This window comes from Halobacillus trueperi (genome assembly GCF_003386945.1).
Classification (GTDB): Bacteria; Bacillota; Bacilli; order Bacillales; family Halobacillaceae; genus Halobacillus; species Halobacillus aidingensis.
This window is the reverse complement of record NZ_QUAE01000032.1, coordinates 1-23,346: the sequence shown is the minus strand read 5'-3', so window position 1 is coordinate 23,346 and position 23,346 is coordinate 1. Positions and strand designations below refer to the sequence as shown.

Here is a 23,346-nt window from a genome sequence, read left to right as displayed (position 1 = left end):
ATACTTAAATGGCAAAGGGGCGGAGGGGAATGGCGAGACTCCTGCGGGAAAAAAGTGCATGGTGAGACCCCGCAGAGCGAAGCTTGAGGAGGCTCACCGCGCTCCCGCGGAAAGCGAGCTATTCCCCGCAGCCCCATCCACTCAACAAAAGTCTCGAAACTGAGTGTTCCACAATCGGGAGCTTATGCGAAACAGGATAGAGATTTAATGAAGAGTTTAGAAACAAACCAAAAGAAAGGGTTATTTACATATGAAGAGAGGCACCAATAAGAGCAAGTGGATTTTAATTGTGGTTTCTTTGATGTTTTTTGCTATAGGGGCCTATTTTTTCACGGACAGCAGTGAGGAAAAATTGGCTGTGAGTACAGATTCTAAACCAATGCGAAAAGCCAAAGCGGTGGATTTGGAGGAATTCCCTCTTCAGTGGCGTGAAGTCGATACATTTGAACAGGTGAATGATTTTTATGAAGAACGTATTCACGGTTTATCATTAGCGCGGGAAAAGGGATTAACCGTCCGGCCGCAGGAGTCTACTCCAATTCCTGATAAAGATGGACGAATGCAGATCAACGAGGTGTGGCACAGCGGGACCACCATCCATGTTTTGTACAGCATCGACCTTTCTGCCTTAACGAGAAAAGATAGCGATGATGAAGAAACCAAGTACCTCGTTCAGCCGCCATCTGTAGAAAGTATAAACATCAAGTCCATGAATGGGAGCGACCAACAATCCTTTCAGCAGCATTCGCAACCCCTCCACCCCAGGGATACGGTTGTGTTTGAAAATCGAGTGTACGGTCTCATCCAGCTCCCTCCCATTACGGAGAAATGGGGGTATAATTTTGACCCCCATGATATAAGGGATTATGATCAAGAGTTTTTAACTTCCTTTAGTCTGCGGATCGATCACCGTACGATCGAAACTAAAGGAATGCCTATCCGTTATTTCCATGACAAAGATGGACATGTGCTTCAAAGTTATAGAACAGACGAGGTGTACACAGATGACCTGGTCACAGTGGAACCGACATCCGTCAATATCGGCGTTGCCTCAAGCTACGTGAAAATGAAGATAAAGGCAGAAGGGAAAGAAATCGGTCAGTCCGTGCATGCTTTAATAAAAACGGAGGAAGGATCCGAACACCCTGTCAGGCTTTATCTAAACGAGACAGAAGAAGAAAATGTGTATGAGGCCTGGTTCCAGCCGCCATCAGAACCACTTACAGAAGCCGTGAGCCTTGAACTTGGTTCTCTTCACATCCATGATGATACACCTTATTCGTTTACCGTCGATATGACTCAGTTTAAAGATCATTCAAACGAATCTGTCGTGTTGAATGAAAAAGTGGGAGAAGCTTACAACACAGATATCATCCTTGAGCAGGTCGATTCATTTTCCGGAACCAATATGAATCTTCAACTCAAGTATGAACCCCATGAAGCGGATCAAGAAGAAAAATTGGTCGGGGCTCAACTCGCCCCGATGAACAGCCTCCAGGAAGAACGGGAGAAATTTGTAGAAGTCGTTACGAATGAAGGCGAAACCACAGAGGCTAATATTTGGGGGCACGATAATCGAGGAGACATCCACTTCCAGTCTCCTGCACTAAGAAACGCAAAGGAAATCACCGTTACTGTGAATAAGATGGTTAACGCTCACAAATTGGGCCATACCTTCGACTTGAACAATTAGGAAAAAGCAGAGGATTGCCGCTCCTCTGCTTTTTATATTTCTTCATGAACAAAACGAGTTAATGCATCATTGAAACGATCATAGTGTGTGGCCGGCGTCTGGTGATAAGCATGCTCGATCACTTCCATCTTCGCCTTTGAACAAACACTGTAGTATTTGGAGTGTTCATTAATCCAAAACTCCTTATTGCCGTACACGAGTAACAGAGGTTGAGTAAGCTTGTCTAACCGACCTCTGCAATCAAAAGACAAGGCACGATTGTAATAGGTGTACCAACATTCCGGATCGGACTTCGCCATATGTTCATTCAATTCACGTTTGATTTCGGCATCTTTGAAATGGGAATGGCTGAGTAATTTGGCAAGCGTCTCTGGACTTTTATCCACCCAGTACATCCCTCCTAAAAACTCAAACCGCAGTCCACCTGTGGCCACCTTCGGGAAACCTCCCGCAAGAATGACCGCTTTCGTCCGTTCAGGAAAGGTAAGTGCGAATTCCTGGGCAATCATCCCTCCGCACGAATAGCCGACGACCACGATTTGGTCGAGGTTCAAATGATCAATAAGCTGGACGACCTCCCTTGCGTACATGGATACATCAGGCGCATGAGAAATCACTTCAGAATCCCCATTTCCACTGAGATCTGGAAAAATGACACGAAACTCCCTTGCGAGGGAGTGTTGCATTTTAAATACTTTCCTCCCCATACCTGGAGGATGGATAAAAACAATTGCTTCCCCATTTCCTCGATCTTCATAAAATAATTTCGCCCCGGATTTTTCTATAAAATAAGGCATGGCTCTTCATCCCCTAACGATATTCATGGAACCTTAGCATTCCCATAGGGACTGAAAATATGTCCATTTACCGAATATATTAAGGTTCGATTGACCTTACTCTCATGCAGGCGTAAACTAGACCTGTATCATAATGTCCGGAAGGGGAAACAAAATGAAACGTTTTCTATTACTTAGCCTATTCGCAGGAATTGTCGTCTTTTTAGCTGCTTGCGGATCGAATGAACTTGAGAATACGCTGGATTGGGAAGTCCAGTCTTTTGAAGGAACAACACAAGAGGGAGAAAGCTTTTCCACCGATGATATGGAAGGAAAAGTTTGGCTTGCGAACTTCATCTTTACCAACTGCAATACGGTCTGTCCGCCCATGACCCGTAATATGGTGAAAATTCAAGAGCAGTTAAAAGAAGAAGGTGTCGATGCTGAAATTGTATCCTTCAGTGTAGATCCGACGGTAGACTCTCCTGAAGTATTAAAAGAGTTTGGTAAGAAATACGGGGTTGATCATAGCAACTGGTCGTTCATTACCGAATACACGCAGGAAGAAATTGCTAAGTTCGCTCAAGAGAGCTTCAAAACTTCTGCTGTAAAAACGGAAGGGAACGACCAGGTCATTCATGGAACGGCCTTTTACCTGATCAATGAGGAAGGACTCGTTGTGAAGAAATATAAAGGGGATACAGAAGTTCCATTTGAACAAATTGTGGAAGACACGAAAACCATCACTAACTAAAAGAATCTCCCCTCCACCAAAGGAGCGGGAGTTTTTTTAAAAAGAAAAAACTAAACCAGATCATCCATGATGGATGACCTGGTTTGGTGATAATTATTAAAATTATTAAAACTTTTACTAGTTTAATAGTGAGTTGATGAAGTTACTCAAAGATTTGAAGAAGTCCTGCACGGCATTCCGCAAGCTGTTCCAAAATCCATCGTCATTAATTAAATCCTGGATACTTCCTGTCAGATCTTCCAACTGGTTTTGAACCTGATCGAAGTTGATATTCAAATTGCGCATTTGCTCAAACAAATCGATCAATCGCTGACGGTCTTCTTCACTCAGTTCAATATTCAAAGATTGCAGTTGATCTTGGACGATCTGCTCCACTTCTTCCCGTGTCGCTGGGTCCTGCTCAGCAATCTGCTTCTTGATTTCGGTCAGAAGTTCACTGATTTTGTCCCGATCGACACCTTCCTTTTCAGCGATATCTGTTGCAATATCAAGCTCATCACTCGCGACTTTCATCCGTTCTTCATCAAGCTTCACACCTTTAGCATCGTATGCTTTATAGATACCTGTAAGCGCAGAGTGGCCACTGACTTTGACAGAGGAAGCCACCAGCACATCCGCATTCTCCACACCGGCGGTAAGCAAAGCATTTGTATACATTTCTTTCGTCACCTGTGTTATGTTATCAGGTGTTACGATTTCAATATTCAATCCTTCTGCATTATCCTTGTGAATGATTTTGACAGATGAGTACATATTCGAATTCGGGTTTCCCCCGATATAATTGGCAAGATCCTGGCCATTGACAGTAAACTCATCGACCTGGTCATGCTGGTTAACTTCAAGCAGCTCAGACACTTCAGCTTTCTGTGCTTCAGACAAGGCTTCTCCATAAACGACAATCGGCAGACCCAACTTTTCATTGATGCCCTGATCCCCTGTCGAAGCGGAAATGCTCGAAGGCAAAGCGAACGCTGTAAACAAAACGACGATCAACATCCATAGACTGACACGTGTTTTCATGTTCTCGACCCCTTGTAAAAATGGTAGATCCCCACTTACGTTATGCGGAACCTCCCATCTATTATACCCGACAAATAGATGCGCGGGTTGTCATAATAGACGTACGAGAGGGAGAAAAAGTTTCAAACTCAGCACACATTTCTTTTTTACAGCTCTGAGTGAACTTTCATAAAAAGTTATTCAATAATTGGCAGGATTGTTGAAGAATCGATTTAGAGACTTTTGTTAAGTGGATTGGGGCTGCGGGGAATGACTCGCTTTCCGCGGGGGCGCGTTGAGCCTCCTCGGCGCTCCCCCACAGGAAAGCGAGTTGCTTCCCAACCACCCCTGACGTCCAACACGGCAACGAACCCCGAAAACATCTAGAACTGAGCCTTCCACAATCGGGAGCTTTTACGCAACTATTTTATAGGATGGATAAACGAAAGAAAGGATGGACGTTGTTATGAAGATTGCACGCCAAATCGGCCTTTATGTATTTGCTACCGCTCTGTTTTACGCAGGAATCACCCACTTCATGTATGATCATGGATTTGCCCAAATGCTGCCTTCCTGGGTACCGCTTAAATTAATTATCGTATATGTTACAGGAATTACGGAGTGGCTCCTTGCCCTTCTGCTTGTTTTCCCGCAAACGCGGAGAGCGGCTGGGTTCGCTACGGCTGCTTTTCTATTCATCGTCTGGCCTGCTAATTTTTATGCTGCCATTTATGGCATACCAGCTCCTTGGAGCGAAGAAACCAATCAGACCGCTTTATGGATACGTCTCCTCTTCCAACCTTTGCTTATTTGGTGGGTGCTCGTCGTTTCCAAAGATTCGAAAGAGGTGTAACCATCTGATAAAATGGGGATAGTGAAAAGGACAAGGAGGGTGTATATGCGATTAGAAGGAAAGAAAGTCATCCAATTGGTCAGTAAAGATTTTGAAGATCTTGAACTATGGTATCCGGTGCTTCGCCTCCAAGAGGAAGGAGCTACCGTCCACCTTGTGGGTGAAAAAGCAGGCGAAGAACATCCAGGGAAATATGGAGTTCCTGCAACGGCTGATTATGCATTCGAGGACATCAATCCAGCTGATTACGATGGAATTCTTGTACCAGGGGGATGGTCTCCCGATAAGCTCCGACGTTATGATAAAGTCATTGAAATGGTCCAGCACATGGACAATGAACGCAAACCGATCGGTCAAATTTGTCATGCAGGCTGGGTGCTTATTTCTGCCAACATCCTGAAAGGACGAAAAGTCACAAGTACCCCGGGAATAAAAGATGACATGATGAATGCTGGTGCAGAATGGTTCGACGAAGCGGTCGTCCAAGATGAACACATTGTTTCTGCCCGTCGTCCGCCTGACCTGCCTCCATATGCCAAAGCACTTGCAGACTTACTCGCTGATTAATCATAGACAAAAACCAGAGCTACTTAAGCTCTGGTTTTTTAATCGTCTTCGGTAATAGCTTGCTTAGCAAGCATCGACACAACCGCATCATCCATCGGTGGATTATGCAATCCAGCCCGTACATCACGGTAATATTTTTCAAAGGCATAGGTTTTGGATAACCCACGGCCCCCTGCAATCCGCATGGCTAGATCGACAACTTCATTAGCCGTGTTCGTCACCGCCAGCTTTACAGAAGCAAGTTCTGCTCCCATATGATCCCGTTGTTCTGGCTCTTCATCCCATTTTCTCGCAATTGAATATAAGAAAGAATGGGCTTGAAGCAGTTTCCACTCCATTTCCCCAATCTTATCTTGAATGTGCGCCACTTCAGAAATCGGGCTATCAAGACTATTCGGTTGAAAGTCTTTTGCAAAAGCAATCGCATCGTTTCGAGCGGCTACGGCAATTCCTAAATAACAGGCAGGAATGTGCAGCAGCCATCCCTTTGGCGAAGGTTTGCTCCCATTTTTCAGTTCTACAAGATCGGATTCCTGAAGCTCGACATCGTCCATCACAAGGTCATCACTCGCTGTCCCTCTCATTCCAAGCGTATCCCAAGTTTTATCAACCGATATCCCTGGCTGATGTCGGTCAATTAAAAACCAGCCAACCGCATCCTTGTCTTCTACATAAGCAGACACAATGTAATAATCTAAATGCTCTGCCATGGATGTGAACGATTTCCTTCCGTTCAAAATGTATTCATCTCCACGACGAACCGCTATGGTTTCCGGTATTCCTCCCCGCGTCGGACTTCCGGTTGCCGGTTCTGTCGCCGCTCTGTTTACCACTTTTTGTTCTGAAACCACTTCATTCACAAGCCGATCATACGCCTTTTTGTCCCATAATTGTTCTTGAGAAAGCTCCATCATGATCCCCATGTGCCATCCGATCGACAAAGCAACAGCACCATCACCTTCTGCAATTTTCTCCTGCATCAGTAAGAATTCGTATAAAGATAATCCTTCTCCACCTTCAGATTCTGGTAAAGACATCGACGGGTATTTCTCATCTTTAATGACTTTCAGCGTCTCATAAGAAAAAGATGCTTCACGATCCGTTTCTGTAATATGTTTGCGCGCCTCTTCCGCGATCCGATCCGCCTTTTCAAACAATTCCTGCTGTCGAACGTTTTTTATCCAACGTTTCCATACACCTGCCAAACCAACCACTCCCGATTTTTTATTATAATCAAATCATACCTGACAACTCGGGATGAAGCCAACGCCATGCTTGTCTGATTCACTCCCTTACAACATACCCTATGTACAAAAAATCATTCTGTATCAGCAAATGTCTTTTCGCATGTAACTTTTTGTCCAGTGGGCCCGCTTAACAAATAATTCCCACGACATTTCCCGGGAAATGTCGAAATACGGATCATCTGTTCACATAGACAAAGACCATGGAAACTAGAAAACGGCCGCTATTAAATTATCAGCTTTACCATTCCTTTTTGTTAATGAGCGACTTTTACGATCTTTCTTAATAGACAAATAAACGAATGCAAAACTGATAAGAAACATGAGCGTCCATTGAGTCACTCCTTTTTTCAGTATCGCCTTGCTAAGATGACCATCGTTAAAAATACCGTCACAATGTTTAACGCTAATAGGACACTGAGTAAATCAACAGCGCTGAGCACGACCACTTGCAACGAAATCATAAGGTGGAAGATCCCCATTACCCCCATCATAATGAAGAAAGAGTAAAACACAGCCTTATGCCTGATCCATTTCATGCGTTCATCCTTCTGTTTAAACTGAGGGTATAAGTAGCTCATGCTGAAAGATAAAACTCCTAAAGAAACCATGGTCCAAATCATAGACGGCCATTCACCACCCATCGTCCCCACAACAATTAAGAAAACTCCTATTAGAAAGAAGAATACACCGATGACTTTAAAAGCGTTAGAAGTGTAATCCATCCTCATTCCCCCTTCTTTGATTCATAAATAAATAGATCTTCAATTCGTACACCAAATACGCGCGCAATTTCAAACGCAAGCGGCAAGGAAGGGGAATATCTGTTTTTTTCAATCGATATTATCGTCTGCCGTGATACCTGCAATTTTTCTGCTAATTTGTCCTGTGACAAACCATGTTTTTTTCTATACTCCATAAGCCGGTTTCTCATACCACCCCTCCAATTACTTCCAGTGTAATGTAAAGCAACCTTTGCGTAAAGGTTGCTTTACATTACATATTTTATTGTTTTATTCGCTGTCCCCAGGGGAAGAAAAGGGATATGAATAAAAGGAGGATCTATCATGGTTGGAATAGCTTCGGAAAACAGTATTCATTGTGACACCGAATATTCGCCGCTGAAAAAAGTCGTAGTCGCCAAACCCTCTTATATGAAAATCACTGATATCATCAACGAAACTCAAAAACATTACAAAAACCAAAACATAAATGTCAAAACAGCTCTTCAGCAACATGAGCATTTCGTGGCGATTTTAGAGGATCATCAAATTGAAGTCATACAACTCCCAAGTCAGCCGGACCTTCATGAACAGGTGTTTACAAGAGATATCGGATTTACGATTGATCATCAACTGTTCATCGGCTCTATGAGTGAAAAGGTTCGTAAACAGGAAACGGATGTCCTGCGAAGATGGGCGAGAAGAAATAACATCGAGGTAGAAGAGAAACTTCCTTCATCGATTGAAGGCGGAGATATTGTGTTAGACGGGGCCACGGTGTGGGTCGGAGAAACTAAAAGGACGTCCCGTCAAGCGATCCGTGAGCTCCAATCGCGTCTTCCTGATCATCAGGTTGTACCTGTTTCTTTGAGAGGGGATATCCTTCATTTGGACTGCGTATTCAACATGATCGATGAATCTACTGTCATCCTTTATCCTCCTGCTTTTACAAAAAACAGCATGGAAGCCATCACCGCACGTTACAAGGTGATTGAAGTCACCGAGAAGGAACAGTTTACCATGGGACCGAACGTTCTTTCCATTGGAAACCGTAAAGTGATCAGCCTCCCTCAAAACGAGCGACTAAATACACAGTTAGAGAAATATGGGTTTCATGTGATTCCTGTCGACCTTTCAGAAATCATCAAATCCGGAGGGTCGTTCCGATGCTGTACTTTGCCATTAAAACGAACATAAAAGCAGCCCGCTTCTTTTAGAAGGGGCTGCTTTTTTTGAATGGAAGAAGTCCACACAACTATTATAAGACATCACCTAAAGTATGGGGTCTGTGGATTTGATTACTCGTTTTTAAAACATTAAGTATCTGTCATCTAAGCGCCGGTCTACTTTTTCGATGTTCCCTCCTGGATGGAGCCGTTTCAAACAATCTTTTGTCTTCCTCTGTCTCAGGGAAGATGGGCGGGACCGGTGTCGGTTTCCCTTCAGCATCTACTGCGACCATCGTTAAAAATGATTCTGTCGTCATCACTTTTCGCCCTTGCAGTAAGTCATCAGCAAAGACTTTTACATAGACTTCCATGGATGTCCGCCCTGTGCTCGTCACACAAGCTTCTAACGTCAATGCGTCCCCTACCTTAGCAGAAGATAAAAAATCCACCGAGTCTATCGAAGCAGTAACAACAACACAGTTTGAATGCTTCATGGCGGTCAGTGCCGCAATTTCGTCGATATAAGAGAGAACTTTCCCTCCGAAAATGGTGTCCAGGTGATTTGTATCTGGTGGGAGCACTAATCTTGTTTGCGTCATTCTAGAATAATGGACAGGTAAAGGTTCCATGAATGGGTTCCTCCTCTTTGAAAATGATTAGCCCGCGAAGGGAGAAATACAAATAAGATTCTCCCTTTGATTCATGGAACCGAAAAAAGCTCTTGATAGATCCAATACACGTAACATCCTCCTATCTCCCGTAGGAAATCATGTTCTTCCTTATGGCAGGTCTCCTGGCTCAGGTTCATCAGCACACAGCCCTTCCCATTTATGAAACAGTGGGTCATCTATGCACCTCCCCATTACAGTGGCGGGACCGCGTTGGCTTTTCACCAAACTTCCCTTTTCAGCTTCTATGACGAAGCCACCATAAGGCGATCATTTTTTCTATGGAAAAGAGAAACTCTCTTCCCATCCACTATCTCCTAAACATCCATCCCTGTCAACACGAACAAAACATCGAATATAGATCGATAAATTCTTAAAAAGGGGTTGATTACGAACAATAAACTGATATACTATCCATATCATTCGAATATAAGTTTTCATATAATCGCGGGGATATGGCCTGCAAGTTTCTACCGGTTTACCGTAAATGAACCGACTATGAAAAGCAGTACAAGACACCGGGACTTTCCTGTCCACGGTTTCATTGTTTTTGTCTTCGTCCAGCACGAAAAGACTTGCTTTCCATAGAGGAAACAAGCTTTTCGTGCTTTTTTGTTTCTAACGTTCCCTGAGCTCTAATTGTTCAACTAAATGGCAGGATTGTGGAAGACTCAGTTTCGAGACTTTTGTTGAGTGGATGGGGGCTGCGGGGAATGACTCGCTTTCCGCGGGAGCGCGGTGAGCCTCCTCGGACTGCGTCCTGCGGGGTCTCACCAAGCACTTTTTTCCCGCAGGAGTCTCGCCATTCCCCTCCGCCCTTTAGCCATGTGAGTATCTCGAAACCATTTCTCAGGAAGTCTGCTTGTATGCTCAAGCGAAATGAATAATATAAAACTATGCCCCAGTGGCATTCCTAGCGTGAAAGCTTGATATAAAGCGCTTTGTGTCGCCTTATGAATGGTGTGGAAAACGTCCCTCTTGGTATAAGGGTTCGTTTCTCCTTAATATCGAAATGGGGTAGTTGGGAAGCTGCGAGACTCCCGTGGGAGAAGGAGATAGGCGAGATCCCGCAAGGCGATAGCCTGAGGAAGCTCGGCGCTCCCCCACAGGAAAGCGAGTAGCTTCCCAACTACCCTTGACTCCAAATACGGCAAACGAACCCCGGTTATCTTGAAACTGAGTCTTCCAGAAAAGGGAGCTTTTATTGAACAGCAGTAATTGAGCTTACAAAAATACTTAACCTAGAAAGGTGTGTTGGATATGGATCGCTTGAAAAAGAAAATCGTTGAAGAGGGGAAAGTTTTATCTCCGTCCGTCATTAAAGTCGATGCGTTTTTGAATCATCAAATAGACCCTGTACTCATGAAAGAAATTGGAGAAGAGTTTGCGAGCCGTTTTAAAGAGTTGGGGATTACGAAGGTGCTGACATTAGAGTCCTCAGGTATCGCACCCGCTCAAATGACAGCACTCAGCCTAGGTGTTCCTGCAATTTTTGCAAGGAAGAAAAAATCATTGACCATGAAAGACCACCTTTACACATCAAAGGTGCATTCATTTACGAAGCAAGAAACAAATGAAATCTCCATATCGAAAGACTTCATGACTGAAGATGATCATGTCTTGATCCTTGATGATTTTCTAGCGAATGGTCAGGCTGCGAAAGGGCTGATTGACCTTATAGAACAATCAGGAGCATCCATCGCCGGTGTGGCGATCGTTATAGAGAAAGGGTTTCAAGATGGGGGCCGCCTTTTACGACGCCAAGGAATAAAAGTAGAATCCCTTGCTACCCTTTCATCACTTGAGGACAGTACGATTACGTTTGAAACACAGGAGGTATCCTCATGAAAACAACTGCTTTAGCCATTCAACATTTGTTGGCGATGTATGCAGGAGCGATTCTCGTTCCATTGATTGTCGGTGGAGCCCTTGGTCTGAATTCAGAACAACTCACTTACCTTGTCGCCATTGATATATTAATGTGCGGGGTGGCTACCATTTTGCAAGTCGTCCGCAACCGTTATTTCGGTATCGGTCTTCCTGTCGTCCTTGGCTGTACGTTTACCGCTGTCGGTCCGATGATCGCCATCGGAGGTCAGTATGGGGTTTCGGCGATTTACGGTTCTATTCTCGTTTCCGGATTGTTCGTCATCCTGATCAGCCGCTTCTTCGGGAAACTTGTCCGATTCTTTCCACCTGTCGTTACTGGGACCGTTGTAACGATTATCGGAATTACATTAATTCCTGTTGCGATTAATAACATGGGTGGTGGCCAAGGGGCTGAAGATTTTGGTTCACCTGCCAATCTTGCTCTTTCCTTTGGAACGCTTTTATTCATCATCCTTCTATATCGTTTCACAAAAGGATTCATGCGCTCCATCGCCATTCTGATCGGTATTTTAGGAGGCACCATTGTTGCTGCTCTCTTTGGGATGGTCGATTTCTCAGCTGTCCATGAATCTGCTGTCTTCCATATGATCGAACCTTTCTACTTTGGGACACCGAGCTTTCATTGGTCTGCTATTTTGACAATGATTTTAGTGGCCATGGTGTCTCTCGTTGAATCTACTGGCGTTTACTTCGCATTAAGTGAAATGACAGAGAAGAAATTGAATGAAAAAGATCTAGCCAGTGGTTATCGTGCAGAAGGAATAGCGATTCTATTCGGAGGTGTGTTCAACGCTTTTCCTTACACCGCTTTTTCTCAAAATGTCGGTCTCATGCATATGACAGGAGTAAAATCCCGGCGCGTTATTTTCGTTATGGGCAGCATGTTAATTGCCCTGGGCTTCATCCCGAAAATTGCTGCCTTTACGACCATCATCCCTACTGCGGTGTTAGGTGGTGCAATGATCGCGATGTTTGGAATGGTCATCTCTCAAGGCATTAAAATGCTCAGCCGTGTCATGACCGAATCACATGAAAACTCCATGATTGTCGCTTGTTCTGTGGGCATGGGTTTAGGTGTCACGGTTGTGCCTGAATTGTTTGCCAAACTGCCCGAAAGCATACAAATCCTTACTAGTAACGGCATCGTCGCAGGAAGCATAACAGCCATCGTACTCAACATCGTATTCCACATGCTCCCGAAACGCACGACTAAAGAAGTTCACTTATTACACGAAAAGAGCGCTTAGTACCTGACCAGGTCATACAGATATTGGAAGACCCTTTTCACTGCTCAAACAAAAAAGCAGCGCGGCCATTTATTCATTGGCCGCGCTGCTTTTACTTTTCTTTTAATATTGTTCCCTTAATACTTTCAAGGCTTGTTTCACTGTAGCGTATGTCTGAAGGGACAGTTCACTAAAATCTGCGTAAGGGGCACTTTGAATGGCAAATGTTGGTTTAATTCCTGTGATAACGAGTTTTGTTCCCATTAAATCAAGAAGCTGATTCATCTGATAAATGCCCATATGAACCGCTTCGTTATAAGAATGCACAGCAGACATGTCCAGGATCAAGTAATCCTCTTTCGTTTCTTTTACATGGTGACTGACCGCTTCCAGCATTTGCTGAAGCCTGTCATCATCAATGGTCCCGACAAGCGGGAGCACAGAGATGTTATCCTGTACGGGCACAATCGGCGTCGATAATCTTTTTACTTCTGATAAATAATGCGCAATCAGTTCTTCCTGTTCCCGACGCTTTGTCACATCTTTTTGCACGCCAACGAAATACATCTGATCCATCTGCTCGATGTACACCGGAAAAATATGTAGTTCATTCCAGAACATCGTACCGTCCTTACGATAGTTTCTTATTTCTACTTGCACAGGCGTTTGTTTGGAAAGACCTTCACGAAGCCGTTCCACATGGTTCGGGTTTGTTTCATCCCCTTGCAGGAAACGACAGTTACGTCCTAGAATCTCCCGTCGTTCATAACCAGTGAGATCCAAAAACCCCTGATTGCAATAAATCATCGGGTTATCCTCTTGCTCTGGATCCGTTATAACCACTCCAGCACCGACATGATCAATGGCCGCTTTTATAAATTCATTTTGTTGGATCTCTTCTAATCTAGCAAACATGAGCTCTTCAGACACGGTAGAACATCCCCTTCAAGATTGGAACGAATTACTTTAATAATAAAATGAATTCTACCCATCATGCAAGTACCACCCTTTTACCATGATAGAATTGTAAGCTCCGGCCAGCGCTTTTTCCATTTCTCAGCCTTATTCCAATAAACTTCTTCTGGTATTAAACGTTTATTCGGACGGATGATTCCTTGAAAAAGATCCTCTAAACCGAAAGGAGCATAAACTTTATAGTCACCGTTTTTCCTTCGCTTAACCCCGACAGAGGAAGCGGTCGTCGGCCACGTATCAATGGCATCTTGGACAGATGTATACGGCTTGATCGTCTGATTGAACTTTTTCTCATACCACAGATGAACAAGGGCCTCGTTCGTTACATCAATAGAAAAAGGCAGGTCCACAAAATCATCATTCCATTGTTCTTCGAGATTCTTTTCTTCCTCCAGCGTCCCGGAAGCGTCAAAATAAAGGATATCTGCATCCCCAATGCCATAGTCTGCGGAATAACCAAATTGGTGGTTCCATACACTTTGAGTGATCACACCAGCACCAACCCAATACTCGATGCCAGACGAGGGGGGAGCGTCGAAAAGCGGACGGACATAAGGGGTCCACTCATCGATTACCTCGACCAATTGCTTTTCTCTCTTATTCATTCACTCACCTCGTTTCGAATGTGTTCAAGGAACGCTTCAACCTGGGGCAACGCTCTGCCTCCCGGCTTCACACATGCCCAAGTTTCCCTGACGATCGCTTGCCCCTCCATCTCTAATGGCACACAACTGTAGGCGTCCTTTTCATCTTTGATGATGCTTTCAGGGAGTACCGTCATTCCGAGCCCACGCTTCATCATTTGTTTGGCTGTTTCAAAATGATCAACCTTGATTGAACGTTTGACCAACATTCCGGGATCCCTTGCCATCCAAGTTTCAATGAGCTTCTGAAAACCTGGATCACTCTTGAATTCAATCAGTGGCCTCTCCCCTTTTCCCATAGATACGGTATCTAAGAGAAAAAGAGGATCACTCAATAGATGGAAGGATCCGTAGTCTTCGATTGGTTCCCCTCTTACAATGGCAATATGAAAAGAGGAGGCAGCTTGTCGTATTTCTTCACTTACTCCTGTGACGAGATCGATCGTTACATCAGGGAATGCATGTGTGAAAGATTGTAAGACCTCAGGAAGAAAATGCTGGCTGTATAAGGAAGAAGCTCCGAGTGAAAGCGTACCGGCTACTTTCCCTTCCACTTGTGCCAATTTTTCTTTCAACACATCCTCTTGATGCAGCACATGCTTGGCATGAGCAAGGACAACTTCCCCGAAAGGCGTTGGAAGCAATCCTTTCGGGGTACGGAGGAAGATTTGCCCGCCCAGGTGTTCTTCTATGTATTTCAAACGCTGTGTAATCGCAGGTTGGGAGATTAAAATAGATTTTGCCGTTTTTCGGATGGTTCTACATTGATTTAAATCGAGTAAAAGCTGATAGTCATTGACCTTCATCGACAGACCCCCATAAAGATTCCTTATCACTTTTTATTATAATACAATATTATCCAAATCACTAAAAAAAGAGTACGATAAATGTAGATAGAGGAGGGAGAACATGGACAGAGCAAATACAAGAAAACTGATGAGTAGTTATTTTTTATATGAAAGTGGTCGTGCGATGTACTTCGTCCTTATTACATGGTTTTTATATCAATGGACGGATGATGCTTTGTACACAGGGATGTTCGTAAGCTTCGGATTCATTCCCGGGCTTTTTTCAAATGTCATCTTCGGAGTTGTGGTCGATCGCAGCAACCGAAAAAAACTTGCGGTCCTGGCGGGTGTTATAAGCACCATCTGTTTGGTTTTGTTAACAGGAGCAGTTTGGGGAGGGGTCGAACATCCATGGTTGATGATTACCGCCCATATGATCATGCAAACGGCTGGATCATTATTCCGCCCGTCATTACAAGCTCTTGTGGCTGAAGTATTTCCAAAAGACTCCCTTCCTCGAATCTTTTCCTGGTCAGGCTCCTCTACTGTTGCAGGAAGTTTAACAGGAGCGGCTGTCGGCGGGGTGTTGGCCGGACTTGTAGCCGTTGAAAACTCGTTGTCTGTTGTCGTCCTTTTATATTTGGGTGCTACAGCAACGACCCAGATGATTCGTTACACGCCGGTCGAGAGGAAAAATCGCAGTGACTCTTCCTCCTTTTGGGATGAGATGAAAGAAGGCTTCGTTTATGTACATCAAAACCGGATGCTTTATGGATTGTTCGTCATGCTTATGCTCGGCCAGCTCACCTTCCACACGACTCTAGGATTTTTAAGCGTCTATACGAGTTCACATTTAAAGCAGTCTGCGCTCGTCTACGGAATGCTCGACAGCACGTTCTCCGTCGGCGGCATACTTGCTGGACTTATCGGAACATGGTGGTGGGCGAAGTGTCAGAACCGTATCGGGGTATGGTCGCTCATGATGACCGCTTCAGGGCTTGCAATCGTCAGTTTTACTAGCCTCGTTCCTTTGGCTTTTCTCGGCTTTCTTTTCATTGGTATGGGTACATCATTTGTGCGTGCACTTTTGCAGTCTGTACAGCAAATGGCAACGGATTCCCGTTTTCATGGCCGCATGTCCAGCTTGCGCATGCTTTGCAATCAAACGTCAGTCGTGGTGGCCGGCCCCATCTTCGGTGTTCTTGCCTCTTCCCATGGAGCCCCTGCCGTTTTCCTCTGCATGCTCATTCCGGTGACAGGTGGGATCATTTGGGCCCATATCCAATCCAAACAGCCGATATTCAAACAGATAACGAAACCGGCTTAAAAACGCCCAGCAAAAAGGTATGCTTCTCTATGTAGGAGCATACCTCGAGTGGTGTTATTCGGCTCTGCTTATCTCGTCTCTTCCTTCGGTGCGCGGTATACCTTCTCGACCTCAACTCCCAGCGTCTTCAAATAGTCGACAATCTGGTCTAGTCTCTTCATTTTTTCACCTCAGTATTTGAAATAAGATTTGGCACAGAAACACATCCATCTTCATTACGAACGGGACTGTACAAACGTTTCAACTTTTTCTATAAAAGACGATACCCGTAGTTCCTACTACTTATGCACCTTTTTGAACATTTGCACATTTTTTATCGATATTCCTCGAATCCATTTCACCTGTTCCTTCTTAAGAGCATATCCTCGCTTTTGAAAAAACGGTCTCGCGACGGCACTCGCTTCGGTCATAAGTACCTTCACAGCTTCTTTCTTTGCCTGTTCCTCTAAAAGGTAGAGCATATGAGTGGCCACACCCTCCCCTTGCCTTTCTGAGTCTACATACAAAAAATCGATATGAGGCCCAACAAGGCTGGCAAAACCTATAATGTTGTTGGAAGTGTCCTTTGCGACGAGTGCGTAGGCATTAAGAAAACGTTCATGAAAATGGGGATGATTTTTAACCCCTTCCGCCCAAGCTATCAACTGCTCTTGGGTGTAAAACCGGGGAGAAATGTTTAAGATCGATGTTTTAACCATCCTAACCACATGACTAAGATCTTCGTTCTGTAATCGTTCGATGGACCAAACCAAACTTCCCTCTCCCTTCTATCATAACAAAGCCCTGTCCAAATGAATGTAATGGTTTTATGACAATTCATACAAATCCATGACGTGCCGAATGAAAACTTGAGCATCTTCTGTGATTTCTTCTTCATTGGAAGGGGTGACGATGGAAAAGGATCGCGTTGTCGAGTGAATATATGGAAGGTTCATGATCAAATCAGCAGCATCCGTGTGTTCCACGACTGTTTTTGAAATAAAAGAAAGGCCCAGACCTTCCTTCACTCCTTGGACGACTCCATGGTTGCTTCCAATCGTAATCGTCTTTTTCGGTCGGATGTTCGATGATTCCAACATATAATCAAGCATAGCTCTTGTCCCCGATCCCCCTTCACGGGTGATCCATGTGTGGTCCTGTAGATCTTGAAAAGACACCTCTTTACACTTTCTTAAAGGATGGGTTTCAGGAACAATCACGACCATTTCATCTTCCAAGAATGGAATGGAACTCAATCCCTGCTCCGTCACTTTTCCTTCCACAAGTCCTAAATCAAGCTCATGCTGCTGCACTTCCCTGTTGATTCGTTTAGAATTAGCAATTCGCACCTGCAATTCGACCGCTGGATACATGTCATCAAAAGCTTTTAAAATCGAAGGAATGATATATTCTCCCACTGTGTAACTCGCACCAATATGGATATTCCCGCCCACCTGCTCGTGGAATTGTTTCACTTCATTCTTGGCTTTGTCCAGCAACCCGAGCACCTGTCTCGCCCTCCGGTAAACCATCTCCCCTGTAGGCGTCACTTCAAAATGTTTCGGTGAACGATCAATCAGCGATGTTTGAAAAAAACGTTCCAGATTTTTGATATGCGCACTAACCGTAGGTTGCGACAAATTCAAAAGGGCAGATGCTTTCGTGAAACTTTTTTCGTCAATGGCTGTGATGTAGGTTTTCAATGCTTCTATATCCAACAGAACCGCTCCAATCATCAGTTTTTTCTATGATTAACATTATAAAGTTTTATTTTACGAATAACTAGCCGGAGCGTATGATAGATGAAGGAAACAAAGGAGGTACATCAATGAATCACACTTCTTATCAACCTCTTCTAAAAGGAATCGGATTTACAGCCATCGTTGCAGCTGTAGGATTTCTACTCGCAATGCTTCCTCTGTTGAACCAAGTCGGTCCTCTTGCGACAGCCATTCTCCTTGCTGTTTTGTACCGCCATTTTTTTGGTTATCCACAAAGCATTCGCACAGGAATCCATTTTTCAGCAAAAAAATTATTGCGACTTGCGATTATTTTGTTCGGATTAAAATTAAATATCAATGTTATCCTTCAAGAGGGCTTTCCTCTTTTATTAAAAGGAACGGTTGTCATCGTGTTTGCGATCGGCCTTATGCTCTTTTTAGCAAAACTCTTTAATGCCGACCGCTCGATGATGGCACTGCTCGGAATCGGAACAGGTATATGCGGCGCATCAGCCATTGCTGCGGTCACTCCCATTTTGAAAGCCAAAGAAGAGGACACGGCCATCAGTGCAGGTGTCATATCCGTAGTCGGTACGTTATTCGCCATTGGATACACCCTCATCCGCCCCCTTCTCCCGGTGGATGCAGAAGCTTACGGCATGTGGGCGGGAATCAGTTTACACGAAGTAGCGAACGTTGCCCTTGCCGGAGAACCGGCTGGAGATGAAGGTCTAGGAATGGCGCTTGTCGCCAAGCTCAGTCGTGTCTTTCTTCTTGTACCGTTCAGTCTGCTTTTGATTTGGTTTATGAAAAAGAAAGGAACAGAAGAAAGCCGTTCATCCATTGCTTTCCCATGGTTCCTTGTTGGTTTTATCCTGATGAGCCTATTCGGAAGCTTTGTGAATGGATCCGTTTTTACGATTCCTGCAGAAGCCATGAATGCCATATCCACACTAACTTCTTTCATTTTGACGATGGCCATGGTTGGTCTCGGTCTCAGTGTAAGTTTACATGATGTCAGACACCGGGCATTAAAGCCAATGCTCTTATTGATTGTGACATCCATTTTGCTCTCCGTTCTCACATACTGGATCATTTGAAAAAGTCTAAGGATTCCTTAGACTTTTTTTTATTGGGCGACACTTTCTGTCTAACGTTCAGAACATTCGTCGAAAAAGTGTCACTCCACATTCGTTTTGTTACGATAGAATTGGAAATCGGAGTCTCATGCTTGTCCTTTTCCCGCATATAGTGAAGGGAGACTATATGAGGAAAGGACAAGGTCTATGAGTTCCCCATCGCGAATCGGTGCTTCTCTCTATGCATTTCTCTCCATTACCTTCTGGGGTGTGTCTTTCGTTTCCACCAAAGCCGTTTTAGGAATATTGGATCCCTTTTCCCTGCTTGTCATCCGATTTGGAATTGGGTCGATCTTTTTATTGATGATGATACTTCTATTCCAATACCCCTTAAAAATACATATAAAGTATCTTCCGCATGTACTCATCTTAGGGGTCCTCGGAGTATTTGTTCATCAAGTGATCCAGGCAACAGCCCTGCTGACCATCCACGCATCCGATGCAGGATGGCTGATTTCGTTCTCTCCAGTGTTTACCGTCTTTCTGTCCTTCATATTCTTGCAGGAAAAGCTTACCCTGAAGAAAGCTTCTGGAATCACGATAGCCGTCACAGGCGTTTTGATTATCACAACCATCGGGAGCGGTCATGCTTTTAGTTTTTCCTTAAGCCTCGGCTATTTTCTTATGATTTTAAGCACTTTGAACTGGGCTGTCTATTCCGTGCTCCTAAAAAAATTATCTGTCCCTGTACCTTCTCTTGTCCTGACCTTTTATATGAGCACCACAGGGTTCTTTTTGACGCTTCCTTTCTTCATCAGGAACCATGGGCTGGACCAAATACGTTCACTCTCACCGGAACACTGGGCCCATCTACTTTTTCTCGGCATTTTCGTATCGGCCATCGCCTACTGGTATTGGGCGAAAGCATTAGAGGTGATGCAAGCAACACAGGTCTCTGTCTTTCTCTATTTTGAACCATTGGCTACACTAATCGCTGCCATCATTCTGCTGAATGAAAAGTTCATTGCCTCCTCTCTTTTCGGAGGCCTTTTGATCATTGCAGGTGTGATGCTCGTCCAGGGGAGGTTTTCATTTAGGAAGCATTTTTAATAAGGAGGATGTCTATGAGGATGATCAACCGTGTCGAGGAAGCGTTCAGAAATCTTGATGAACACTCACCCGAAACACTGAAAAAAACATTGATCGAGCTTGGAGTTACTTTAGATGAGTTAGCCCCCTATTTGCAGGACCCTGAAGGCAAGCCCTATTACCGCCAAATGATATACGAAGATGATCACGTGGAAATGATCGTCATGAATTGGGCAGATATTGAGTGTGCGCCTCACGATCACGGTCATTCCACAGGTTGGATCCAAGTCATGAATGGGACGACTAAGCAAACGGTTTATCAGGCTCACGGCGAAGCTTTGCCTTCTCCTCTCTTCACAGAATTCAAGGGCAATGGGAGTCTTTTTTTCGCTCCTAAGAAAGGGATTCACAAAATGGGCAGAGAAGGTACAACACCACTTGTGACCTTGCACGTCTATTCTCCACCCATCCGTGGCATGCGCGTTTATGACCTCGAAACCTGTGCTGCCTGCGTCGTATCCAGTGACTGCGGGGCATGGTGGCCGGAAGAACAGCGGCAGCGTTTGAAAGAAATTAAATTACAAAAATAAAGAAGGAAGTGACTGAGCTCACTCCCTTCTTTATTGAATCTTATATTGATTCTCTTCCTCTACAAACCGGTTATACCGCTTTTGGAACCAGTAATAGAGGTGTGATACGATCACCTTCAAAATCGCGTAGCCAGGAATAGCTAAAATGATCCCGACGATTCCAAATAAATGACCTGCCGTCAATAAAACAAAGATGATGGTGACGGGATGAATGTGCAAACTTTTCCCCATGATTTGCGGGGATATGAACTTCCCTTCCAACAACTGTACAATCGTCCAAACGACGACAAGTTTCACAACCATAAAGGGTGAAGTCACAATAGATATAATCAACGCAGGTGTAATCGCTATGACAGGCCCTAAGTATGGAACAACACTTGTCACACTAGCGATAGCCGCGAGTAACAAAGCATACTCCAGTCCGATAATCAGAAAGCCGATGTACATCATAATACCGATGCAAAAGCTGACGATGATCTGTCCTTGAATATAAGCCGACAGTTGATGGTCAATGCCTTTGAATACACTGGATACTTCCGGACGGACCTTCGGCGGGAACATCCTTATGATAAATGACGGGAGACGATGCCCATCTTTCAACAAATAGAAGAGAATGAACGGCAATGTCACAAGCGCTACGACTACATTCGTCACGGTTGAAATGATATTCGTGATTCCTTCTACGGTCTCAGAGGCATAAGAAGAAATATAATCAGGAATCTGATTCAACATTCCATCCACGTCTTCAAATAGATTCGTATAATACGCTGAAAAAATTGAATTCCTCAACCACTCATCGATGGTATTAATCAAGTCTTGCAAATAACGAGGCAACTCTTCAGCCAGACTGATCAACTGCTTTTCAAGAAAGGGAATGATAAGGACTACAAGCATGGTGATGATTCCCACCAGCGCTAGAAGGGTAATCAAAATCCCCCATATCCTTTTAATTCTCCATGATTCAAGCAAATTGATGATCGGCCGCAGTAAATAATAGACGACAATAGAAAGAATTAACGGCAAAGCTACCGTTTTAACAAAAACTAAGAAAGGATCGAAGATAAATCCTACACTTGAAAAGACGAGGATGTTCAACCCAATCAGCAGGAGTACTCCTAAGATGAATAAAAGTTTCCGACCTCCGAAAAAGCGGATGACCGGTGTGGAATCCCAACGGTTCATAAGCATTTCCCCTCAACTGCATCGTTAGTCACATTCTATCACACTCATAAAAAAACGAACCTTAACTTGCTTTCTTCCCTACAAATGAGCGACTCACACGTTTTTTCCTCGTAGACAGATATACACCTGCAAAAATCACACCAAGACCCATAATCAACTGACTTGTGACCGGTTCCCCTAGAAGCAGGTGCCCCCAGAAAAGAGCGGTCACCGGAACAAGGTAAGTAACCATACTTGCAAACTCGGCACTTCCTCGATCGATCATATAATAGAAAAGTAGATGAGCGATTCCAGAACCGACACAACCTAAACCGATCACGCTGATTGTAAAGGTAACGTTCATATTTTGCCCGATAGAGGTGAGCAGTGCAGGTTGTGTCCATAGAATACCTGTTAGACCAACCATCGCTCCTACGAGAAGGGCAATGCTAGTCAGAAGAATCACATCGAACCCACGTAAGTGCCTTCGTGTAAAGTGCGAAACAAACCCATAGCACGAGGTTGCAAGAATCATAGTCCCAATACCGATGAAGTGATCGGACCGTATATTTCCAACCTCAAAACCGGTCAATACCAGGATGCCGATAAAACCGAGAACAATCCCACTCCACTGCCATCTGTTTAACAAAACCGAGAATACAAGAAAACCAATCAAACCTGTCATAATTGGAGTCGTTGCATTGAGAACTGCCGCGGTATTACTGGTCACCACGGTTTGACTCAAAGCAATCAGACCCCAGGGAAGACCCGCATTGAATACACCGACAATAATCAATACGCCCCAAGGGATTGATCGGGGAAGCTGATGTTTCCTCCACTTAATAAAAACCCACGGAAGAAGAATCACAGCTCCAGCAAGACATCTTAAAAAAACAGTGCCCCACACCCCGGCTGTGCCGATCAGAGTTTCTATAAAAACAAAAGATAATCCCCATATCAAACTTAAGGAAAGTAGAGCTCCGTACAGTTTCATCGTTATCATCCCCTTCCGCTCATGTCAATATTTCTATACTTTACCAAATCCAAACGAAACGCACAATACAAAAATAACCCTTCAGGAATATTCCTGAAGGGTTACGAAATGATGTGGCGGCGTCCTACTCTCACGGGGGTAAACCCGACTACCATCGGCGCTGAAGAGCTTAACTGCTGTGTTCGGCATGGGAACAGGTGTGACCTCTTCGCCTTCACCACCACATCAATATAAAGTTTGAGGTGAACCCTCAAAACTGGATAAGGAAACATCTTGTTTGAAAGAGTACAATCTTTTCACGAATGATTTGAATCAGATAGATAAGTCATCGATCCATTAGTATCCGTCAGCTCCACGTGTCACCACGCTTCCACCTCGGACCTATCAACCTCATCGTCTCTGAGGGATCTTATTTGCTTAAAGCAAAGGGAAATCTCA

The 23,346-nt window shown here is 44.3% G+C and carries 24 protein-coding genes, 2 rRNA genes and 2 riboswitches; of the genes, 11 read left to right on the top strand and 15 right to left on the bottom strand.

Annotated elements, in window-relative coordinates; genetic code table 11:
• Window positions 1-250 precede the first annotated feature (250 nt).
• Complete coding sequence (locus DYE48_RS20000) at window positions 251-1,693, top strand: hypothetical protein (protein WP_147299302.1); 1,443 nt, start codon at window positions 251-253, stop codon at window positions 1,691-1,693.
• A gap of 32 nt (window positions 1,694-1,725) precedes the next feature.
• Here the strand turns inward: DYE48_RS20000 and DYE48_RS19995 are convergent, their stop codons facing one another.
• Window positions 1,726-2,490, bottom strand: a complete 765-nt coding sequence (locus DYE48_RS19995) for an alpha/beta fold hydrolase (RefSeq protein WP_115825085.1) — start codon at window positions 2,488-2,490, stop codon at window positions 1,726-1,728.
• Between the two features lie 154 nt (window positions 2,491-2,644).
• Here DYE48_RS19995 and DYE48_RS19990 point away from each other — a divergent pair, with 154 nt between their 5' ends.
• On the top strand, window positions 2,645-3,223 hold the full coding sequence (locus DYE48_RS19990; RefSeq protein ID WP_115825084.1) for an SCO family protein: 579 nt from the start codon (window positions 2,645-2,647) through the stop codon (window positions 3,221-3,223).
• Between the two features lie 117 nt (window positions 3,224-3,340).
• On the opposite strand, the gene DYE48_RS19985 is transcribed toward DYE48_RS19990, so the two are convergent.
• Window positions 3,341-4,243 (bottom strand): DUF1002 domain-containing protein, encoded by a 903-nt coding sequence (locus DYE48_RS19985; RefSeq protein WP_115825083.1) that lies wholly within the window; start codon window positions 4,241-4,243, stop codon window positions 3,341-3,343.
• A 445-nt stretch (window positions 4,244-4,688) separates the two neighbouring features.
• On the opposite strand from DYE48_RS19985, the gene DYE48_RS19980 reads away from it, so the two are divergent.
• Entirely contained in the window at window positions 4,689-5,075 is a 387-nt protein-coding gene (locus DYE48_RS19980; RefSeq protein WP_115825082.1) for a DoxX family protein, read from the top strand.
• A 45-nt stretch (window positions 5,076-5,120) separates the two neighbouring features.
• Window positions 5,121-5,642, top strand: coding sequence for a type 1 glutamine amidotransferase domain-containing protein (locus DYE48_RS19975; protein ID WP_115825081.1), 522 nt, complete (start codon window positions 5,121-5,123; stop codon window positions 5,640-5,642).
• A 38-nt stretch (window positions 5,643-5,680) separates the two neighbouring features.
• On the opposite strand, the gene DYE48_RS19970 is transcribed toward DYE48_RS19975, so the two are convergent.
• The 3 genes from DYE48_RS19970 to DYE48_RS19960 form a co-directional block, all read right to left on the bottom strand.
• The gene (locus DYE48_RS19970) at window positions 5,681-6,847 is read right to left on the bottom strand and encodes an acyl-CoA dehydrogenase family protein (protein ID WP_115825080.1); all 1,167 of its coding nucleotides are present in this window, start codon (window positions 6,845-6,847) and stop codon (window positions 5,681-5,683) included.
• Between the two features lie 389 nt (window positions 6,848-7,236).
• Entirely contained in the window at window positions 7,237-7,611 is a 375-nt protein-coding gene (locus DYE48_RS19965; protein WP_115825079.1) for a permease, read from the bottom strand.
• A gap of 2 nt (window positions 7,612-7,613) precedes the next feature.
• On the bottom strand, window positions 7,614-7,820 hold the full coding sequence (locus DYE48_RS19960; protein WP_115825078.1) for a helix-turn-helix transcriptional regulator: 207 nt from the start codon (window positions 7,818-7,820) through the stop codon (window positions 7,614-7,616).
• A gap of 133 nt (window positions 7,821-7,953) precedes the next feature.
• Here DYE48_RS19960 and DYE48_RS19955 point away from each other — a divergent pair, with 133 nt between their 5' ends.
• The gene (locus tag DYE48_RS19955; RefSeq protein ID WP_115825077.1) at window positions 7,954-8,805 is read left to right on the top strand and encodes a dimethylarginine dimethylaminohydrolase family protein; all 852 of its coding nucleotides are present in this window, start codon (window positions 7,954-7,956) and stop codon (window positions 8,803-8,805) included.
• A gap of 130 nt (window positions 8,806-8,935) precedes the next feature.
• Here the strand turns inward: DYE48_RS19955 and DYE48_RS19950 are convergent, their stop codons facing one another.
• Window positions 8,936-9,406 (bottom strand): acyl-CoA thioesterase, encoded by a 471-nt coding sequence (locus DYE48_RS19950; RefSeq protein WP_089654825.1) that lies wholly within the window; start codon window positions 9,404-9,406, stop codon window positions 8,936-8,938.
• Between the two features lie 137 nt (window positions 9,407-9,543).
• Window positions 9,544-9,724, bottom strand: a riboswitch (cobalamin riboswitch).
• Between the two features lie 138 nt (window positions 9,725-9,862).
• Window positions 9,863-9,964, top strand: a riboswitch (purine riboswitch).
• Between the two features lie 741 nt (window positions 9,965-10,705).
• Here DYE48_RS19950 and DYE48_RS19940 point away from each other — a divergent pair.
• Together DYE48_RS19940 and DYE48_RS19935 are read left to right on the top strand one after the other, a co-directional pair.
• Window positions 10,706-11,293, top strand: a complete 588-nt coding sequence (locus DYE48_RS19940; protein ID WP_115825075.1) for a xanthine phosphoribosyltransferase — start codon at window positions 10,706-10,708, stop codon at window positions 11,291-11,293.
• A complete protein-coding gene (locus DYE48_RS19935) occupies window positions 11,290-12,582 on the top strand; it encodes a nucleobase:cation symporter-2 family protein (protein ID WP_115825074.1) in 1,293 nt (430 codons plus the stop codon). The genes DYE48_RS19940 and DYE48_RS19935 overlap by 4 nt, the downstream gene beginning before the upstream one ends.
• Window positions 12,583-12,684: 102 nt before the next feature.
• Here the strand turns inward: DYE48_RS19935 and ytvA are convergent, their stop codons facing one another.
• The 3 genes from ytvA to DYE48_RS19920 form a co-directional block, all read right to left on the bottom strand.
• A complete protein-coding gene (ytvA, locus tag DYE48_RS19930) occupies window positions 12,685-13,491 on the bottom strand; it encodes a YtvA family blue-light photoreceptor (protein ID WP_279629309.1) in 807 nt (268 codons plus the stop codon).
• Between the two features lie 80 nt (window positions 13,492-13,571).
• Entirely contained in the window at window positions 13,572-14,141 is a 570-nt protein-coding gene (locus DYE48_RS19925; RefSeq protein ID WP_115825073.1) for a nucleotidyltransferase family protein, read from the bottom strand.
• Window positions 14,138-14,986: a LysR family transcriptional regulator gene (locus DYE48_RS19920; RefSeq protein ID WP_115825072.1), complete on the bottom strand. Its 849-nt coding sequence runs from the start codon at window positions 14,984-14,986 to the stop codon at window positions 14,138-14,140. Before DYE48_RS19920 ends, DYE48_RS19925 begins: the two co-directional genes overlap by 4 nt.
• A gap of 103 nt (window positions 14,987-15,089) precedes the next feature.
• Here DYE48_RS19920 and DYE48_RS19915 point away from each other — a divergent pair, with 103 nt between their 5' ends.
• Window positions 15,090-16,295, top strand: a complete 1,206-nt coding sequence (locus DYE48_RS19915; protein ID WP_115825071.1) for an MFS transporter — start codon at window positions 15,090-15,092, stop codon at window positions 16,293-16,295.
• A 278-nt stretch (window positions 16,296-16,573) separates the two neighbouring features.
• Here DYE48_RS19915 and DYE48_RS19910 read toward each other — a convergent pair whose 3' ends face one another.
• Window positions 16,574-17,047, bottom strand: a complete 474-nt coding sequence (locus DYE48_RS19910; RefSeq protein ID WP_115825070.1) for a GNAT family N-acetyltransferase — start codon at window positions 17,045-17,047, stop codon at window positions 16,574-16,576.
• 54 nt (window positions 17,048-17,101) lie between these two features.
• Window positions 17,102-17,992, bottom strand: coding sequence for a LysR family transcriptional regulator (locus DYE48_RS19905; RefSeq protein WP_115825069.1), 891 nt, complete (start codon window positions 17,990-17,992; stop codon window positions 17,102-17,104).
• A gap of 110 nt (window positions 17,993-18,102) precedes the next feature.
• Between DYE48_RS19905 and DYE48_RS19900 the strand changes: the two genes are divergently transcribed.
• The 3 genes from DYE48_RS19900 to DYE48_RS19890 all read left to right on the top strand — a co-directional run bounded on the left by DYE48_RS19900 (window position 18,103) and on the right by DYE48_RS19890 (window position 20,753).
• Window positions 18,103-19,095, top strand: a complete 993-nt coding sequence (locus tag DYE48_RS19900; protein WP_115825068.1) for a YeiH family protein — start codon at window positions 18,103-18,105, stop codon at window positions 19,093-19,095.
• A gap of 186 nt (window positions 19,096-19,281) precedes the next feature.
• Entirely contained in the window at window positions 19,282-20,184 is a 903-nt protein-coding gene (locus DYE48_RS19895) for a DMT family transporter (RefSeq protein WP_115825067.1), read from the top strand.
• A gap of 14 nt (window positions 20,185-20,198) precedes the next feature.
• Window positions 20,199-20,753, top strand: coding sequence for a cysteine dioxygenase (locus DYE48_RS19890; RefSeq protein ID WP_115825066.1), 555 nt, complete (start codon window positions 20,199-20,201; stop codon window positions 20,751-20,753).
• A 30-nt stretch (window positions 20,754-20,783) separates the two neighbouring features.
• On the opposite strand, the gene DYE48_RS19885 is transcribed toward DYE48_RS19890, so the two are convergent.
• The 4 genes from DYE48_RS19885 to DYE48_RS19870 form a co-directional block, all read right to left on the bottom strand.
• Entirely contained in the window at window positions 20,784-21,935 is a 1,152-nt protein-coding gene (locus DYE48_RS19885) for an AI-2E family transporter (protein WP_089654814.1), read from the bottom strand.
• A 61-nt stretch (window positions 21,936-21,996) separates the two neighbouring features.
• The gene (locus DYE48_RS19880; RefSeq protein ID WP_115825065.1) at window positions 21,997-22,908 is read right to left on the bottom strand and encodes a DMT family transporter; all 912 of its coding nucleotides are present in this window, start codon (window positions 22,906-22,908) and stop codon (window positions 21,997-21,999) included.
• Between the two features lie 111 nt (window positions 22,909-23,019).
• Window positions 23,020-23,133 (bottom strand): 5S ribosomal RNA (rrf, locus tag DYE48_RS19875).
• A gap of 91 nt (window positions 23,134-23,224) precedes the next feature.
• A 23S ribosomal RNA gene (locus DYE48_RS19870) occupies window positions 23,225-23,346 on the bottom strand; the annotation flags it as partial.

What these genes read in the sequence shown, in the direction of transcription:
- DYE48_RS20000 (WP_147299302.1), top strand. Translation starts at nt 251, where the DNA reads ATGAAGAGAGGCACCAATAAGAGCAAGTGGATTTTAATTGTGGTTTCT.
- DYE48_RS19995 (WP_115825085.1), bottom strand. Translation starts at nt 2,490, where the DNA reads ATGCCTTATTTTATAGAAAAATCCGGGGCGAAATTATTTTATGAAGAT.
- DYE48_RS19990 (WP_115825084.1), top strand. Translation starts at nt 2,645, where the DNA reads ATGAAACGTTTTCTATTACTTAGCCTATTCGCAGGAATTGTCGTCTTT.
- DYE48_RS19985 (WP_115825083.1), bottom strand. Translation starts at nt 4,243, where the DNA reads ATGAAAACACGTGTCAGTCTATGGATGTTGATCGTCGTTTTGTTTACA.
- DYE48_RS19980 (WP_115825082.1), top strand. Translation starts at nt 4,689, where the DNA reads ATGAAGATTGCACGCCAAATCGGCCTTTATGTATTTGCTACCGCTCTG.
- DYE48_RS19975 (WP_115825081.1), top strand. Translation starts at nt 5,121, where the DNA reads ATGCGATTAGAAGGAAAGAAAGTCATCCAATTGGTCAGTAAAGATTTT.
- DYE48_RS19965 (WP_115825079.1), bottom strand. Translation starts at nt 7,611, where the DNA reads ATGGATTACACTTCTAACGCTTTTAAAGTCATCGGTGTATTCTTCTTT.
- DYE48_RS19960 (WP_115825078.1), bottom strand. Translation starts at nt 7,820, where the DNA reads ATGAGAAACCGGCTTATGGAGTATAGAAAAAAACATGGTTTGTCACAG.
- DYE48_RS19955 (WP_115825077.1), top strand. Translation starts at nt 7,954, where the DNA reads ATGGTTGGAATAGCTTCGGAAAACAGTATTCATTGTGACACCGAATAT.
- DYE48_RS19950 (WP_089654825.1), bottom strand. Translation starts at nt 9,406, where the DNA reads ATGGAACCTTTACCTGTCCATTATTCTAGAATGACGCAAACAAGATTA.
- DYE48_RS19940 (WP_115825075.1), top strand. Translation starts at nt 10,706, where the DNA reads ATGGATCGCTTGAAAAAGAAAATCGTTGAAGAGGGGAAAGTTTTATCT.
- DYE48_RS19935 (WP_115825074.1), top strand. Translation starts at nt 11,290, where the DNA reads ATGAAAACAACTGCTTTAGCCATTCAACATTTGTTGGCGATGTATGCA.
- DYE48_RS19925 (WP_115825073.1), bottom strand. Translation starts at nt 14,141, where the DNA reads ATGAATAAGAGAGAAAAGCAATTGGTCGAGGTAATCGATGAGTGGACC.
- DYE48_RS19920 (WP_115825072.1), bottom strand. Translation starts at nt 14,986, where the DNA reads ATGAAGGTCAATGACTATCAGCTTTTACTCGATTTAAATCAATGTAGA.
- DYE48_RS19915 (WP_115825071.1), top strand. Translation starts at nt 15,090, where the DNA reads ATGGACAGAGCAAATACAAGAAAACTGATGAGTAGTTATTTTTTATAT.
- DYE48_RS19900 (WP_115825068.1), top strand. Translation starts at nt 18,103, where the DNA reads ATGAATCACACTTCTTATCAACCTCTTCTAAAAGGAATCGGATTTACA.
- DYE48_RS19895 (WP_115825067.1), top strand. Translation starts at nt 19,282, where the DNA reads ATGAGTTCCCCATCGCGAATCGGTGCTTCTCTCTATGCATTTCTCTCC.
- DYE48_RS19890 (WP_115825066.1), top strand. Translation starts at nt 20,199, where the DNA reads ATGAGGATGATCAACCGTGTCGAGGAAGCGTTCAGAAATCTTGATGAA.
- DYE48_RS19885 (WP_089654814.1), bottom strand. Translation starts at nt 21,935, where the DNA reads ATGAACCGTTGGGATTCCACACCGGTCATCCGCTTTTTCGGAGGTCGG.
- DYE48_RS19880 (WP_115825065.1), bottom strand. Translation starts at nt 22,908, where the DNA reads ATGAAACTGTACGGAGCTCTACTTTCCTTAAGTTTGATATGGGGATTA.